This window comes from Streptomyces sp. NPDC017943, assembly GCF_044328425.1.
Classification (GTDB): Bacteria; Actinomycetota; Actinomycetes; order Streptomycetales; family Streptomycetaceae; genus Streptomyces; species Streptomyces djakartensis_A.
In genome coordinates this window covers 254,080-268,839 of the sequence record NZ_JBIRHH010000004.1, presented here as the reverse complement: position 1 = coordinate 268,839, position 14,760 = coordinate 254,080, and the positions used below count along the sequence as shown (strand labels likewise).

The following is a 14,760-nucleotide window of genomic DNA, read 5'->3' as shown; positions in this document are numbered from 1 at the left end:
GCTACTTGGCGGCGGCGGTCTCCACGGTGGCCGCTTCCCCGTCCGGCACCAGGCCCAGCTCCAGGTCGCGCGCGAGTTCGGTCTCGCGGCGCAGCAACCGGAACCACATGAAGATCACGAACCCGACGAAGGCGAACCACTCGGCGGTGTACCCGAGGTTCTGGAACGCCTTCAGGTCGAGCCCGGAGTCCGGCGGCGCGGCGGCGGGCACCGCCTTCATCCCCGCGTCGCCGTCGGTCAGCGTCACCCACGCGTCGTACACGTCGTAGGAGACCAGGTTCACCAGCGACGCCGCGCTGATCGCCGCGGTCTGCCCCGCGGGCAGCCCGCCCCGCGCGCTGACCCCGTTGTCGCCCGGGGTCTCCGACGCCTGGAGCACGCCGGTGACCGTGACCTCGCCGCGCGGCGGGGCGGGCGCCTTCGCCGCGTCGGCGGTGCCCGGCAGCCAGCCGCGCACCACCGGAAGCGCCTCACCCGCGTCGGTGCGCAGCAGCGTCAGCACGTAGAAGCCCTGCCGCTCGTCGAGCTTGCGGTCCGGGACCAGCAGCTGCTTGCCGTAGCGGCCGGTGGCGGTGACCGGCTTGCCGGACGTCGCCTTGGTCACCGGCAGCATCTCGCCGAGCGGCCGCGGCGCCTCGCTCCCCGCCCGGGAGACCTGCTCGGTCGCGGTGCGGTGGTCCTGCACACGGTCCTCGAACCGGCCCAGCTGCCAGGACCCCATGAAGATGCAGAAGGGGATGGACAACAGCACGAAGACGTTGATCCCCCACCATCGGGGCGTCAGCAGAAACCGGTACACACCCCCACGGTACGGGGCCGGGGGGCGTCCCCGGCCCGCGGGGTGGGCAACGGCGGTCCCGCCGCGGGGACGCTCCCGCGGGCGCCGCGGCCGGCCGGGCGCCGAGGGGGACCGTCGCGGGTTTTCCACAGGCTGGGGACCTCGTCGGCGAACAGGTGGCCTGTGCGTGCACTATGGGGCCATGACTGAGAGCAACGGGTCCGAAGCGCGGGATCAGCGGGACCAGCAGCGAGGGGCGGCGTCGGGGCGGCAGGAGCCGATGCCGGACTGGGAGAAGCGCTTCCGGGCACCCCGGGTGTCCCTGCCCGACTGGGCGCTGGACGCGCCGGAGCGCTCCCTGTTCGTGTCCAACGCGACGGGGACCTACGAGCTGTACGCCTGGGACCGGGCCACGGGCGAGCAGCGCCAGGTGACCGACCGGCCCAACGGCACGACGGACGGCGTGCTGACGCCCGACGGCGCCTGGATCTGGTGGTTCGACGACAAGGACGGCGACGAGTTCGGCGTCTGGCGCCGTCAGCCCTTCGAGGGCGGCGCGGACGAACCGGCCGCCGACGGCCTGGACGCCTCCTACCCGGCGGGCCTCGCCCTCGGCCGCGACGGCCGGACGGCGGTCGTGGGCCGCTCGACCGACGAGGACGGGACGACGATCCACCTCGTGCGCACCGGCGAGAGCCCCGTGGAGATCTACCGCCACCGCGAGTCGGCCAGCGTCGGAGACCTCTCCCACGACGGCTCCCTGATCGCCGTCGAGCACACCGAGCACGGCGACGCGATGCACTCCGCCCTGCGCGTGCTGCGCCCCGACGGCACGCCGGTCGCCGAGCTCGACGACACCGAGGGCGGCACCCGCGAGCTGGGCCTGGAGGTCCTCGGCTTCGCGCCCGTCGACGGTGACACGCGTCTGCTGATCGGCCACCAGCGCCGCGGCCGCTGGGAACCCCTCGTATGGGACGTGGCCACCGGCGAGCAGACGGACCTGGCGCTGGAGCTGCCGGGCGACGTCGGTGCCGAGTGGTATCCGGACGGCAGCGGCCTGCTCATCGTCCACAGCTTCGAGGCGCGCAGCGAGCTGTTCCGCTACGACCTGGCGGGCCGCGCCCTGTCCCGGATCCCCACCCCGCCCGGCACGGTGTCCGGGGCGACGGCCCGCCCGGACAGCAGCGTCGAGTTCCTGTGGTCCTCGGCCGCCGAGCCCCCGGCCGTGCGCTCCACGACCGGCGGTGTGGTGCTCGACCCGCCCGGCATGAAGTCGCCCGGCTCGGTGCCCGTGCGGGACGTGTGGGTGGAGGGCCCCGGCGGCCGTATCCACGCCCTGGTGCAGAAGCCCGAGGGCGCCACCGGCCCGCTCCCCACGGTCTTCGACATCCACGGCGGCCCCACCTGGCACGACAGCGACTCCTTCGCCGCGGCCCCGGCCGCCTGGGTCGATCACGGCTACGCGGTGGTCCGCGTCAACTACCGCGGCTCCACGGGCTACGGCCGGGCCTGGACGGACGCCCTGAAGCACCGCGTGGGGCTCATCGAGCTGGAGGACATCGCCGCGGTGCGCGACTGGGCCGTCGGGTCCGGCCTCGCCGACCCCGACCGCCTGATCCTCACCGGCGGCTCCTGGGGCGGCTACCTCACCCTCCTCGGCCTGGGCGTGCAGCCCGGCATGTGGGCCCTCGGCATCGCCGCGGTCCCCGTCGCCGACTACGTCACCGCCTACCACGACGAGATGGAGGCGCTGAAGGCGATGGACCGCACGCTCCTCGGCGGCACCCCGGAGGAGGTCCCCGACCGCTTCGAGGCCTCCTCACCGATCACGTACGTCGACAAGGTCACGGCCCCGGTGTACATCTCGGCCGGCGTGAACGACCCGCGCTGCCCGATCCGCCAGATCGAGAACTACGTCGCGCGCCTGGAGGCGCGGGGCGCGGTCCACGAGGTCTACCGCTACGACGCCGGCCACGGCTCGCTGGTCGTGGACGAGCGGATCAAGCAGGTGCGGCTGGAGCTGGAGTTCGCGGAGCGGCACCTCAAGGAGGTGACGGGCGCCCGGTAGCCCGGGAGGCGGGGGTGGTGCGGCGGCCGCGGGCGGGTGCCGGCCGGCCGGGCGGTGCCCCGCGCCCCTCGGGTCGGTGCGCTCCCCCGGGCGTCCGCGCCGAGGGCGGGGCATCGCCCGGCGTCACGCCCCCGCCCGCTCCCGCCGTCTGCGTCCCAGCAGCTCCGCGAGGCCCCGCCGGGTCGCGGCCAGCACCACCCGGTCCCCGGCCCCCAGCACGTACGAAGGAGGCAGGTCCCACACCAGTCCAGAGGTCGCCGCACCGTCGTCCTCGGCGACCTCCCGCTCACCCCGCCGGCCCCCGGAGGGCGCGGTGTTGAGCGCCAGCACCCGCCAGGCCCCCGGCCGGAACGCCTCGCCGACCGTGCGGCCCTCCAGTTGCGGGTGCCCGCCCACCTCGATCTCCGCGAAGAGCAGCACCCGCCGCTCCACCGGGATCGCCCCGAGGATCTGCCGCCCCATCATCGCCCCGGCGAAGGCGGGCGCGGCCAGGTGGGACACGCTGCGGCTGCGCGTCAGGGCGGACGGGTGCGCGGCCCGCAGCGTCCGGTAGACGGCGGTGGCGAAGTCGTCGTCGTACAGGCGCAGGACGACGCGCAGGTCGGGCCGCAGGGACCGGGCGTACAGCGACGCCTCCAGGTTCGTGGTGTCCGCGCTGGTCAGCGCCAGCAGGGCATGGGCCCGGTGGATCTTCGCCGCCTCCAGCACGCCCTCCTGCGTGACGTCGCCGAGCACCACCGGCACCCGCAGGCGCCGCGCGGTGGCCATGCCGCGTGCCTCCGGGTCGGACTCCACGCACACCACGGGGATGTGCAGCTCCCGCAGCCGCGTCAGCACGCGGGTCCCGATCTTGCCCAGTCCGAGCAGCACCACGTGACCGCCCAGCCCCCGCGGCGGCTTGCGCAGTGCCGACGCGCTGCGGAAGGTGCCCAGGGCCTCCAGGACCGCGGCCAGCAGCACCGGCAGCAGCAGCAACCCCACCAGCCCGGACAGCAGTTGCAGCACCTGCTGGCCCGTCGGCTGGTGGAACGCGGGGTCGTTGATGCCGAACAGGTCGAGCAGGGTGACGTAGGTGGCGTACAGCGGGTGCTCGCCGGTCACCAGCGTCAGCGCGACCGCGAGGGCCAGCACGCACCCGATCAGCCCGGCCAGCGACCACCGCAGCCGCCGCGAGAACAGCGAACCCAACGGCGGTACGCCGCCGCGCCCGTTGGCCAGGGCGGGGCCGGAGTACGACACCTGCTCCAGGACGACGGTCCCGCGCCCCGTCGCCGCCGCCACCGCGGCCTCGTCGGGCAGCAACTGCGGCCCCTGCTCCCCGCTGCCCTCCGAACCGTCGGCCCCGGCCGGGTCGTTGCTCGTCGCGGACAGCAGGGCCAGCGTGCACAGCCCCGGGTCGGCCACCTCGCCCGGCCGGGGCGGCTGCCGTTCGACGGCGCGCAGGACGAGCCCCTCGGTCTGCACGACCTTGCTGGTGCCGACCAGGGCGGTGGCGGCCAGGGCGGGCGCGGCCGTGTCGGCGTCCGACAGCACGGTCGTCGACGTGTCGAAGCCCGGCCCGCCGCCCGGGCCCGAGCCGGAGGCCAACGCGGCCGTCTGGTCGAGGAGTTCCTCGATGTGCTGCCCCAGCCGGCGGTTGTACAGCCGCAGGACCAGCCGCAGCCGGGGGTTGAGGCGGCGGGCGGTGAGCGCGGCACGGATGTTGGTCTCGTCGTCGTCGTACACGAGGGCCAGGGCCGCCGCCCGTTCCGCCCCGGCCTCGCCGAGCACCGCCTCGGTGACCTCCGCGGCCTCCACGACCTGTTCGATCCCGGCCGGTTCGCCCCCGGCCCCGCCCGTCCCCGCCCGGTTGACGGCGGCGCTGACCCGGTCGAGCAGGGCGGCCGAGGCGGCCCGGGCCCGTCCGACCACCGGCTGCCGCACCCGGCGTCCGGAGGGCGGCACGACGAGGGTGACCTGTTCGCCGTACACACCCCGCAGTTCGGCGGCGAGGCGGTGTGCGAGACCGTCGTCGCCGCACACGATCATGTGCGTGGCCGGTTCACCTGGCTGACCTTGGTTCGGAACGCTCCCCACGGGGAGAAGACTGCCCCACCCGGCCGGACGGTTCCAGAAGGGGCCGCCGGTGCGTGAACGCACGGGCCCGCCGGCACGTACGCACGGGGAGGAAACGGGGAACGCCCCCGCGCACCACCGGAGGTACCGGGCCCGTGACCACCACGAAGAGCGCCCCCCGCGACGGCGGCGAGCGCGCGTCCACCGCGCCGGACGGGAGCACCCCGCCGGCGACCCGGCGGCTCGACTCCCCGCTCCTGCTGATCCTGCTGCTGATCACGGCGGTGATGTTCCAGGACCCGGTGCGCGGGGTGCTGGCCGCGCCGGTGATGCAGAGCTGGATGACGGTGTTCGTCGCGGTCCTGGTCCAGGCCCTGCCGTTCCTGGTGCTGGGGGTGCTGCTGTCCGCGGCGATCGCGGTGTTCGTGCCGCCGTCCTTCTTCGCCCGCGCCCTGCCCCGGCATCCGGTGCTGGCCGTGCCGGTGGCGGGCGCGGCCGGTGCGGTGCTCCCGGGCTGCGAGTGCGCGTCCGTGCCGGTGGCCGGTGCCCTCGTGCGCCGCGGGGTCACGCCGGCGGCGGCGCTGGCGTTCCTGCTGTCGGCGCCCGCCATCAACCCGATCGTGCTGACGGCGACGGCCGTGGCCTTCCCCTCGAACCCGGAGATGGTCCTGGCCCGTTTCGCGGCGAGCCTGCTCGTGGCCTGCGCCATGGGCTGGCTCTGGCACCGGCTCGGCCGCGCGGACTGGCTGCGACCCCCGGCCCGGGCCTCCTACGAGGGGCAGGGCAAGGGGGCGGCCTTCTGGGGCTCGGTCCGCCACGACGTGGTGCACGCGGGCGGATTCCTCGTCGTCGGCGCGATGGCCGCGGCGACGCTGAAGGCGGTGGTCCCGGCGCACTGGCTGGGGGCGGCGGCCGGCCACCCGGTGCTGTCGGTCCTTGTCCTCGCGGCGCTGGCCGTGCTGCTGTCCCTCTGCTCCGAGGCGGACGCGTTCGTCGCCGCGTCCCTCACCCAGTTCTCCCTGACGGCCCGGCTGACGTTCCTGGTCGTCGGCCCGATGATCGACCTGAAGCTCTTCGCGATGCAGGCGGGCACCTTCGGCCGGGCCTTCGCGCTGCGCTTCGCCCCCGCGACCTTCGCCCTGGCCGTGCTGGTGTCGGCCCTGACCGGAACGGTCCTGCTGTGAACCGCCTCGCCCAGTCGGCCCTGCTGTTCCTGCTCGGCGCGACGCTCCTGCACGCCGGCACGACCGACCTCTACCTCCGCTACGTCAAGGAGGGGCTGCGCCCCCTGGTGCTGCTGGCGGGCGCGGTCCTGATCGCCACGGCGGCGGCGACCCTCTGGTACGACCGCCGCCGCACCCCGGCGGACGGGCACGGGCACCGCGAACCCCGCGTCTCCTGGCTGCTCGTCCTGCCGGTCTTCGCCCTGATCCTGGTCGCACCGCCGGCCCTCGGCTCCTACAGCGCGACCCGCACCGGCACGGCCCTGACCGAGCCCCTCGGCTTCCCGCCCCTGCCCGCCGGCGACCCCCTGCGCCTCGCCGTGGCGGACTACGCCGGCCGGGCCGTCTACGACGACGGCCGCTCCCTGCGCGACCGCGAGGTGCGGATCACCGGCTTCGTCGCCCTCGACCGCGCCGGCACCCCGTACCTGGTCCGCATGGGCCTCAACTGCTGCGCGGCGGACGCCCAGCCGGTCAAGATCGCCCTGACCGGGGACATCCCGCCGGTGCTGCGCCCGGACACCTGGCTGGAGATCACCGGCCACTACACCCCGCGCCGCACGGAGGACCCGGTCAACGGCGGCCCGATCCCCTACGTCGACGTCACCGCCTCCCGTCCCGTCCCGGCGCCGAAGGATCCCTACGACGAGACACCGAACGGCTGAACTCCGGTGTGGCGGGCCCCGATCGGGGTACTCGGACCTGCCGCACTCGGATCTGCCGCTGATCAGCGAGGGGGGCTGATGACCACACTCGAGACCCGGCGAGCGGGAAGCGGAGTCACCGCGTCGGCGAGGCGCGAGCGGGCGAGGGCCGACGGCCGGGCGAACCTGGTGCTGGCCACCCTGGGCGCGGCGCTGACCGCCCTGCTCACGGCGATCACCACGGGCGTCCTCACGCCGGCCCAGTACGCCGTGCTGCCTCAACTCCTGCTGTGGACCGGCTGCGCGGCCTGCGCCCCGTCCCTGTTCCTGCTGAACCTGGCCGCCGGCCCCGGCCCGACTGTCACGGCGAAGCACCGCCGCACACGGCACGCGATGCTCTGGGGCGCGGCCTTCCTCGCGCTCACGGCGGCGGGCACGCTGACCGGGACGCTGACCTGACCGCCGGCCGTCACACCGCCAGACGTCACACCGCCGGCCGTCACACCGCCGGATGGATGGCGAACACCCGGGCCGGGAAGCCGGAACCGCCGTGCGGCCGGGGCCAGGAGGCGACGAGCAGCGAGCCCGCCTCGGGGACCCGGTCCAGGTGGGCGAGCAGTTCCAGCTGCCAGCGGTCGCGGGCGAGCACGTACTCCTCCAGGCCGTGGTCCCCCGCGGAGGCGGCGAGCCCCGGGTCGGTGTCGGCCTGCTCGTGACCGATGGCGGTCACGCCCGCGTCCTCGAACAGGTACCGCAGGACCTCACGCGACCAGCCCGGGGTGTGGCGGACGCCGTCGCCGTCCCGGTTGTCCATCGCCTCCGGGTCCGGCCAGCGCCGGCTCCACCCGGTGCGCAGGGCGACGAACGAACCCGCCGGGACACGCCCGTTGCGGCGCTCCCAGGACGTCACGTCGTCCAGGGTGGGGGTGGCGTCGGGGTCGGCGGCGACCCGGGCGGTGATGTCGAGCACGACCAGCGGCAGGACCATCTCCCGCACCGGGATGCGGTCCAGGGTGCGGGCCCCGGCCACGAAGTGCGAGGGCGGGTCGACATGGGTGCCCCACTGGCCGGCGAGGGTGTAGCGGTGCACGGTGAAGCCGTCGCCGCGTGCCAGGTCGAAGAGGGTCTCGCGCCGTTCGTCGCCGAAGCCGGGGAAGTGGGGCTGGCCCGGGCGGAAGGCGTGGGTGAGGTCGGTGAACACGGTGCCCTCGGTCAGCTCACGGTGCAGGGACCACAGCCGGGGCTCCTCGCCGCTCACCGCGATCCCCCCGCTGCGTCCTGCCGTTGCGCGGAGGCGGGCGCGGAGTGCGGGACGGTCCCCGGGCCGTCGCCACGGGCCCTGCCGGCGCCGGCCCGGGTCATGGCGACACCGGCCAGGACCACGGCCATGCCGAGCACCACGCGGACACCGACCTGCTCGCCCAGGACGACCACGCCGAGGAGGACGGAGACCACCGGCAGCAGGTAGCCGACCACGGCCGCGTTGGTGGCGCCCTCGTCGTTGATGATGCGGTACGTGAGGTGGAACGTGACGGCGGTGCAGAACACGCTGAGGACCACGGCGGCCACCAGCACCACCGGCGAGAGGTCCACCGGCTCCGAACCGCCCACCGGCAGGGCCACGGCGGTCAGCCCGCCGGCCGCCAGCAGCTGGGCGGACGACAGGGAGAGGGTCGGCGTGCCCCGGCGGACCAGGGTGCGGCCCATGTAGGTGAACGCCACGGCGTAGCTGGCGGCCGCTCCGAGGATGGCCAGGGCTCCCCAGCCGATGGCCTGGGAGGTGTGCCAGGGGGCGAAGATGACGATCGTGCCGGCGAAGCCGAGCAGCAGCCCGCCGAGCCGGACCGGCCGGATCCCGCGTTCCGAGCCCAGGACGAGACCGAGCACCACCGACCACAGCGGGGTCGTGGCGTTCAGGACCCCGGCGAGTCCGGAGCCGACGGTCTGCTGGCCCAGGCTGAACAGCGCGAAGGGGAGGGCGTTGCAGAAGAAGGCCGCGACGACCAGGTGACGCCAGACGGCGGCGCCTCGCGGCAGCCTCCGGCCCGTCGCCCGGGCCGCGCCCAGGAGCACGAGCGCGCCGAGGAAGCAGCGGACGAACGTGACCTGCAGCGGGGAGAGCCCGCGCAGCGCCAGTTCGATCCACAGGAAGGTCGAGCCCCACAGCAGGGCGAGCACGGCCACCCGCACCCCGCCCCGCAGGCCCCTTGTCCCACCGTCCACCACGGCCCTCCTTCGCCGGGCCCCGGCAGGCCCGCACCTTCGACGGTGCCCCAGTAGTGGATTGAGCACAAGCAAATGGTTCTGCACATTCTGTTAAGCTGCATTACATGCTCGACGTGAGGCGACTCCAGGTCCTGCGCGCGGTGGTCACCAGCGGCACCGTCACCGCCGCGGCGGCCCACCTCGGCTACACCCCGTCCGCCGTCAGCCAGCAGGTCGCGGCCCTGGAGAAGCAGGCCGGCACGGCGCTGCTGGAGCGGGTCGGCCGGGGCGTGCGGCCCACGCCCGCCGGTCTGCTGCTCACCGAGCACGCGGCGCTGATCGGTTCGGCGGTCGCCCGGGCGGAGTCCGCCCTGGCCGACCTGCGGGCCGGCCGCACCGGACGCCTGGCGGTGCGCTACTTCGCCACCGCCGGCTCCACGCTGGTCGCCCCGGCCCTGGCCCGGCTGCGGGCCGAGCACCCCGGCGTCCGGGTCGACCTGCGGCTCACCGACCCGGAGGACCCGTTCGAGGACGTGGCGCGCGGCCGGGCCGACCTGGCCGTCGTCGTGCAGGCCCCGGGCCGCTCGGGCGAGGGCTTCGAGCTCGTACGCCTCCTCGACGACCCGTACGCGGCGGTGCTTCCCGCCGGCCATCCGCTCGCCGGCGAGGACGTCGTCGACCTGCACGAGCTGGCCGGCGAGCACTGGGTGGGCAGCGAGCCGCCCGGGCCGTGCCTGGAGCCGGTGACCGAGGCCTGCGCGGCGGCCGGCTTCAGCCCCGACTTCGTCATCCAGAGCGAGGACTACGCCACCGCGCAGGGCTTCGTCGCGGCCGGTCTCGGCGTCGGCCTGATGCCGCGCCTGGGGCTGCGCACCCTGCACCCCGGTGTCGTCGTGCGCCCGGTCCGCAACCCCGAGCCGGTCCGGGTGATCTCGGCCGCCGTCCGGAGCACCGCGCTCGAACAACCCGCCCTGCGCGGGCTGCTGGACGCGCTGCGGGACGCGGCCACCACCGCCGACCCGCCCCTCGACGGCCCGGACCGGGCGCGCGTGCGGGGGGAGCGGGCGGTGGTGGACCACGCCCGTGTCACGCGGCGCGGCCGGCGGTGACGGCCGGTACCGCGGCGAGGCTCACCACGCTGGAGAAGATCTCCCGGTCGTGCTGCCATGCGCCGACGCGCACCAGCCCCGGCTCCGGAAGCCGCTCGGTCTCCAGCCGGCACGGGGCGTCCATCTCCGCGTACTTGACGAAGTCGGAGTCCATGCCGGTGACGACGGCGGAGTGCGGATGGGCCGTGGCCAGGGCCGCCTGCCGGGCGGCTTCGAGCAGCAGCATCCCCGGGGCGTGGTCCACGACATGGTCGAAGAAGAAGGGGTGGGTGGTGTCGACGCGCAGCTGCCAGCGGTCGGGCAGGTCCGTCGCGGCCAGCACCACGTCCTCGAACCGGTCGCGGCCGAACGCCGTGAGACCGGCCGGGGGCGGCAGCGGAACGGCCCGCGCGGTGGCCGCGGCGGCGTCGGCGTAGGCACCGCGCAGCCGGTTGTAGACGGTGCGGTCCTGGATGGTGAACCGCGAGCGTGCGGTGGCCAGTCGGCGGCCGTCGCGCTCCACCTCGGCGCGCAGCGAGATGCCGGCCGCCCGCTCACGACGGTAGGTCACCTCGTCGCAGGTGATGTGCACGTCGAGCTCCGCCGGGTCGCCGTCGGCGTACGCGACGCCGGGGTCGAGCGTCCAGTCGAAGTCCTTCCACAGCAACTGGTGCCCGAACGGCACCTGGTAGGCGCCGTGGGACAGCAGCGGCAGCGTCTGGCGGACCGTCTCGCAGAGCAGGAGCGGATCGTGCAGGCCCAGGCGGTTCCCGTAGAACGGGTGCGCGGCGGGCCAGACGGCGGTGACCGTGAAGGAGTCGGACGCGGTCCGCCGCCAGGTGCGCAGCAGCACTTCACTCTCGTTCGTCTTGTGGGTGAAAGACGGAGATATCACGTTAAAACGGCTGTCGTCGAGGCAGTGCTGGGCGATGTCGATGGACACGAGGTCCCCCCTGGATGCGGTGGCTCTGCGAATGGGCACGCGCAACTGAAGCGGCGTCGTTGGTCGTGACAGGCCGACGCCGACGTGAATAAAATAGAGGTCGTTCTTTTTGTTTGTCTACGGGTACTAGGGAGACTGCCGATGGCACGGCAACGGCAGGAACGCGCGGAACGCACCCGCGCCACACTCATCCGCGCGGCCGCCGAGGTGTTCGACCAGGCCGGTTACCGCGGTGCGGGGCTGAACACGATCCTGCAGCGGGCCGGCATGACCACCGGAGCCATGTACTTCCACTTCAAGTCGAAGGAGGAACTGGCGCGCGCCGTCATCGTCGAGCAGGCCGCCGGGCTGCGCTGGCCCACCGGGACGAAGGGCCTCCAGCAACTGATCGACGTCTGCCGGTACCTGGCGGTGCAGATGCGCTCCGACGTCCTGTTCCGGGCCGGTGTCCGCCTCGCCGTCGAGCAGAGCGAGGTGAACCTCCTCGACTACTCGATCTACGACTGGTGGGCCGAGCGGTTCGGGATCTACCTGGCCGAGGCCCGCGAACTCGGCCAGCTGCACCCGCAGGTCGACGAGGCCGCCTTCGCCCAGGTGCTGGTCGCCTCCTACACCGGCACGCAGATCATGTCCCGCCTGGCCAACAACCGCGACGACCTGCCCGGCCGCATAAACGAGATGCTGCGCTGCCTGCTCCCGGCCATCGCGCCGCCGGACGTCGTCGCCACGCTGCGGTTCCCCGCCGACGACGGCCGGCTGCCGGAAGAGGCCGCCGCCGACGTCGCGGACGGGGCCGCTTCATGAGACCGGTCCGGGTGCTGCTGACGGGCTCGACCGGCTTCGTCGGCCGGGCCGTGCTCGACCGGCTGCGCAAGGAGCGCGCCCTGGGCCGCGACCTCGAGGTGCGGGCCCTCGCCCGGACCGTGCCGGAGGGGCCGCGGGAGCCGGGGGTGGAGTGGCTGCGCGCGGACCTGTCCGACCCGGACGCGGTGGCCGGGGCGGCGAGCGGCACGGACGTCCTCGTCCACCTGGCCTGCCGGGTGGACGGCAGCGACGAGCAGTGCGAGCGGACGAACGTCGACGGCACCCGCGCGATCGTCCGTGAGGCCCGTCGCGCCGGCGTGGAGCGCATCGTCCAGCTCTCCACGGCGGCGGTGTACGGCCCCGGACCGCACCGCGGCATCCCCGTGGACGGCGTCGTGCCCGCACCCGTGTCCGCCGCCAGCAGGACCCGGCTGGCGGCCGAGGGGATCGCCCTGGAGGCGGGCGCCGTCGTCCTGCGCCCCGGGCTCGTCCTCGGTGCGGGGGACCGCTGGGTCGTGCCCGCGATCGGCGAACTGCTGCGGCGGGTTCCGGCCCGCTGGGACGGCGGGCGCGCGCTGTTGTCCCTGGTGGCCGTCGAGGACCTGGCCCGGCTCGTCGCGGCCCTGGCCACCGGACCGGAACCGGCCGGCCCGGGCGTCTTCCACGCGTCCCACCCGGTTCCGGTGCGCAACGGCGACCTCATGACGAGGCTCGCGGAGCTGGACGTGCTGCCCGCGGCCGGACCCGACTGGCCCTGGGACCGGTGCGTGGAACGGCTGCGGCAGGCACCGGGCCGCATCAGCGAGCGGCAGTTCGCCCTGCTGGCCCGTGACCACTGGTACGCCAGCGAGGAGATCTGGCGACTCACCGGCTGCGCCCCGGGCCCCGGTCCGCTCTACCGACTGGCAGCGGCGGCCCCCTGGTACCGCCGGCAGGCACCGGCGGCCTGAGAGGGCCCCAGCGGGGCTTCGGCGACACCCCGGTTCCGGCGGCCGCCCGGCGAGGGCCTCGGTGACGCCCCGGCTACGGCGGTGCCAGGCGGCGGAGTTCGTGGTGCCCTGGTACGGCGGAGCCGGCGCGCTCCTCACGGTGCCCTGGTTCGGCGAGGCGGAGCCCGGGGCCCGGCGGCGGGTCGGCGGTGGCGCGGCGGTCGGTGGCGGTCGGTGCCTGTTCGCCGCGGCGCGGCGGCTTGCCGGGGTGGGGTGGTCGGCCTCGCCCGGGGTGTGGTGGCGCGGGCCGGGACGGTGCTGGCCGGGTGCGTGTGCGGGGGCCGTGGGGAAGTCGCGGAGATGGCCGTCGACTTGGTCAAGCCGTTCCGGGTTCGTGCGCGGTGGGAGTCCGCGGCGGCGCCCGGCGGTACGTTCGCAGGACCGGGCCCATGGGGCGTCCGCCGCCCCCCGTGCGGGCGGGCCGGAGCCCTCGCCGGGCCCTCCCCGGGCACGTGGAGCGCGCACCCGCCGTCCGGGCGGCCCGTGGGATTCAGTCCCCGCGATGGATACCGAGGTCAAGCCCATGGTGAAGCAGGTGAGAGCGGAACGCACCCGTCAGGCGCTGATCGCGGCGGCGGCCGAGGAGTTCGACCGGCAGGGATACGCCGGCACCTCGCTGTCCGCCGTGCACCGGGCCTGCGGCGTGACGATGGGGGCACTCACCTTCCACTTCCACGCCAAGGCCGACCTGGCGACCGCCGTCTGCCGCGAGGCCGAGGACCTCACCCGGCGGGCCCTGGCGTGTCTCACGCCGGCCGAATCGCTCCCGCCGGTCGCCGAGTTCACCTTCGTCGTCGCCCGGCTGCTGGAGGAGGAGGTCACCGTGCGCGCCGCGGCCCGGCTCGCCCGGGAACAGGCCGTCACGCCCTGCTGGCAGACCGTCTGGCGGAGCGCCCTGCGCGAACTGGTCGCTCCGACGCGGCGCATGGCCGCGGGCGGCGGCGAGGCGCTCGCCGACCGGCTGGAGCTGCTGGCGGTCTACCTCACGGCGGGGGCCGAGGCGGCGCTGCGGGCGGGCCGCCCGGGCCGGGACGTGCAGACCGAACTGGTCCGCCTGTGGGCCCTGGTGCTCGTGCCCGGACCGCTCCCCGGCATGGACCGGCGCCCGGCCGCCGTCACACCCCGCCCCGAGCCCTCCCGGACCCCGTAGGGCCCGCCCTCGCACCGCCGTTCATCCCTTCACGAAAGAGCTCACTCCATGACTCGACGCTGCGCGCTCGTCACCGGTGCCTCCCGGGGCATCGGCGCCGCCATCGCCCTCGAACTCGCCGCCGCCGGGCACCGCGTGGCGGTGCACTGCCGGGCCGACACGACCGCCGCCAAGGCCGTGCTCGACTCCCTGCCCGGGACCGGCCACGCCCTCGTCACGGGCGACGTCGGCGCCCCCGGCGCGGCCAGGGAGGTCATCGGCTCCGCGGTCGAGCAACTGGGCACGGTCGACGTGCTCGTCAACAACGCCGGGCTGTACGCCGAGCAACCCGTGGCGACGACGTCGTACGAGGACTGGCAGGCCGCCTGGCGGCGCCTGGTCGACGTCAACCTTCTCGGGCCGGCCGACCTGATCTGGTGCCTGGTCGACCACCTGCGCCACCGGATCCAGGGGCCCCAGGGCGCCTGCGTCGTCAACGTCGGCTCCCGCGGCGCCTATCGGGGGGAGCCCGACGCCCCCGCCTACGGCGCGACGAAGGCCGGCCTGCACGCCCTGACCCAGTCGCTCGCCCAGTCCCTCGGGCCGCTGGGCATCGCCGTGTCCGCCGTGGCCCCGGGCGTCGTCCGCACCGACCTGACCGAGCCCATGCTCGCCGGTGACGCCGAGGAGGCGATCCGCCGGCAGAGCCCGCTCGGCAGGATCGCCGTTCCCTCCGACGTCGCCGCCGCGGTGGCCTGGCTGAGCAGCGCCCCCGCCGAGTGGTGCAGCGGCGCCGTGCTCGACGTCAACGGTGCTTCCCACCTGCGCTGACCA

The 14,760-nt window shown here is 75.1% G+C and carries 14 protein-coding genes; 9 read left to right on the top strand and 5 right to left on the bottom strand.

The features are described from left to right. Position 1 precedes the first annotated feature (1 nt). Entirely contained in the window at positions 2–799 is a 798-nt protein-coding gene (locus ACH4C6_RS14735; RefSeq protein ID WP_398108952.1) for an SURF1 family protein, read from the bottom strand. A 181-nt stretch (positions 800–980) separates the two neighbouring features. On the opposite strand from ACH4C6_RS14735, the gene ACH4C6_RS14730 reads away from it, so the two are divergent. Next, positions 981–2,846: a prolyl oligopeptidase family serine peptidase gene (locus tag ACH4C6_RS14730; protein WP_398108951.1), complete on the top strand. Its 1,866-nt coding sequence runs from the start codon at positions 981–983 to the stop codon at positions 2,844–2,846. Positions 2,847–2,969: 123 nt separating this feature from the next. Here the strand turns inward: ACH4C6_RS14730 and ACH4C6_RS14725 are convergent, their stop codons facing one another. Beyond that, the gene (locus ACH4C6_RS14725) at positions 2,970–4,874 is read right to left on the bottom strand and encodes a potassium channel family protein (protein WP_398108950.1); all 1,905 of its coding nucleotides are present in this window, start codon (positions 4,872–4,874) and stop codon (positions 2,970–2,972) included. Between the two features lie 182 nt (positions 4,875–5,056). Here ACH4C6_RS14725 and ACH4C6_RS14720 point away from each other — a divergent pair, with 182 nt between their 5' ends. From ACH4C6_RS14720 to ACH4C6_RS14710, 3 genes are all read left to right on the top strand, one after another. Beyond that, positions 5,057–6,085, top strand: a complete 1,029-nt coding sequence (locus tag ACH4C6_RS14720) for a permease (RefSeq protein ID WP_398108949.1) — start codon at positions 5,057–5,059, stop codon at positions 6,083–6,085. Then, a complete protein-coding gene (locus tag ACH4C6_RS14715; protein WP_398108948.1) occupies positions 6,082–6,789 on the top strand; it encodes a TIGR03943 family putative permease subunit in 708 nt (235 codons plus the stop codon). The genes ACH4C6_RS14720 and ACH4C6_RS14715 overlap by 4 nt, the downstream gene beginning before the upstream one ends. A gap of 78 nt (positions 6,790–6,867) precedes the next feature. After that, positions 6,868–7,227: a hypothetical protein gene (locus ACH4C6_RS14710; RefSeq protein WP_398108947.1), complete on the top strand. Its 360-nt coding sequence runs from the start codon at positions 6,868–6,870 to the stop codon at positions 7,225–7,227. A gap of 40 nt (positions 7,228–7,267) precedes the next feature. Here the strand turns inward: ACH4C6_RS14710 and ACH4C6_RS14705 are convergent, their stop codons facing one another. Together ACH4C6_RS14705 and ACH4C6_RS14700 are read right to left on the bottom strand one after the other, a co-directional pair. Then, positions 7,268–8,026 carry a cyclase family protein gene (locus ACH4C6_RS14705; protein ID WP_398108946.1) on the bottom strand — a complete coding sequence of 253 codons (759 nt, stop codon included), beginning with the start codon at positions 8,024–8,026 and terminating at the stop codon, positions 7,268–7,270. Next, on the bottom strand, positions 8,023–8,991 hold the full coding sequence (locus ACH4C6_RS14700) for a DMT family transporter (protein WP_398108945.1): 969 nt from the start codon (positions 8,989–8,991) through the stop codon (positions 8,023–8,025). Before ACH4C6_RS14700 ends, ACH4C6_RS14705 begins: the two co-directional genes overlap by 4 nt. Before the next feature lie 107 nt (positions 8,992–9,098). Between ACH4C6_RS14700 and ACH4C6_RS14695 the strand changes: the two genes are divergently transcribed. After that, positions 9,099–10,082, top strand: coding sequence for a LysR family transcriptional regulator (locus tag ACH4C6_RS14695; RefSeq protein WP_398108944.1), 984 nt, complete (start codon positions 9,099–9,101; stop codon positions 10,080–10,082). Here the strand turns inward: ACH4C6_RS14695 and ACH4C6_RS14690 are convergent. Further along, positions 10,060–11,004, bottom strand: a complete 945-nt coding sequence (locus ACH4C6_RS14690; RefSeq protein ID WP_398108943.1) for a ScbA/BarX family gamma-butyrolactone biosynthesis protein — start codon at positions 11,002–11,004, stop codon at positions 10,060–10,062. The two genes, ACH4C6_RS14695 and ACH4C6_RS14690, sit on opposite strands and share 23 nt — an antisense overlap. Before the next feature lie 141 nt (positions 11,005–11,145). On the opposite strand from ACH4C6_RS14690, the gene ACH4C6_RS14685 reads away from it, so the two are divergent. The 4 genes from ACH4C6_RS14685 to ACH4C6_RS14670 all read left to right on the top strand — a co-directional run bounded on the left by ACH4C6_RS14685 (position 11,146) and on the right by ACH4C6_RS14670 (position 14,757). Continuing rightward, positions 11,146–11,808: a ScbR family autoregulator-binding transcription factor gene (locus ACH4C6_RS14685; protein WP_398108942.1), complete on the top strand. Its 663-nt coding sequence runs from the start codon at positions 11,146–11,148 to the stop codon at positions 11,806–11,808. Then, on the top strand, positions 11,805–12,758 hold the full coding sequence (locus ACH4C6_RS14680; protein WP_398108941.1) for an NAD-dependent epimerase/dehydratase family protein: 954 nt from the start codon (positions 11,805–11,807) through the stop codon (positions 12,756–12,758). Before ACH4C6_RS14685 ends, ACH4C6_RS14680 begins: the two co-directional genes overlap by 4 nt. Before the next feature lie 541 nt (positions 12,759–13,299). Beyond that, positions 13,300–13,947: a TetR family transcriptional regulator gene (locus tag ACH4C6_RS14675; protein ID WP_398108940.1), complete on the top strand. Its 648-nt coding sequence runs from the start codon at positions 13,300–13,302 to the stop codon at positions 13,945–13,947. Between the two features lie 48 nt (positions 13,948–13,995). After that, positions 13,996–14,757 carry an SDR family NAD(P)-dependent oxidoreductase gene (locus ACH4C6_RS14670; protein WP_398108939.1) on the top strand — a complete coding sequence of 254 codons (762 nt, stop codon included), beginning with the start codon at positions 13,996–13,998 and terminating at the stop codon, positions 14,755–14,757. Positions 14,758–14,760: the final 3 nt, after the last annotated feature.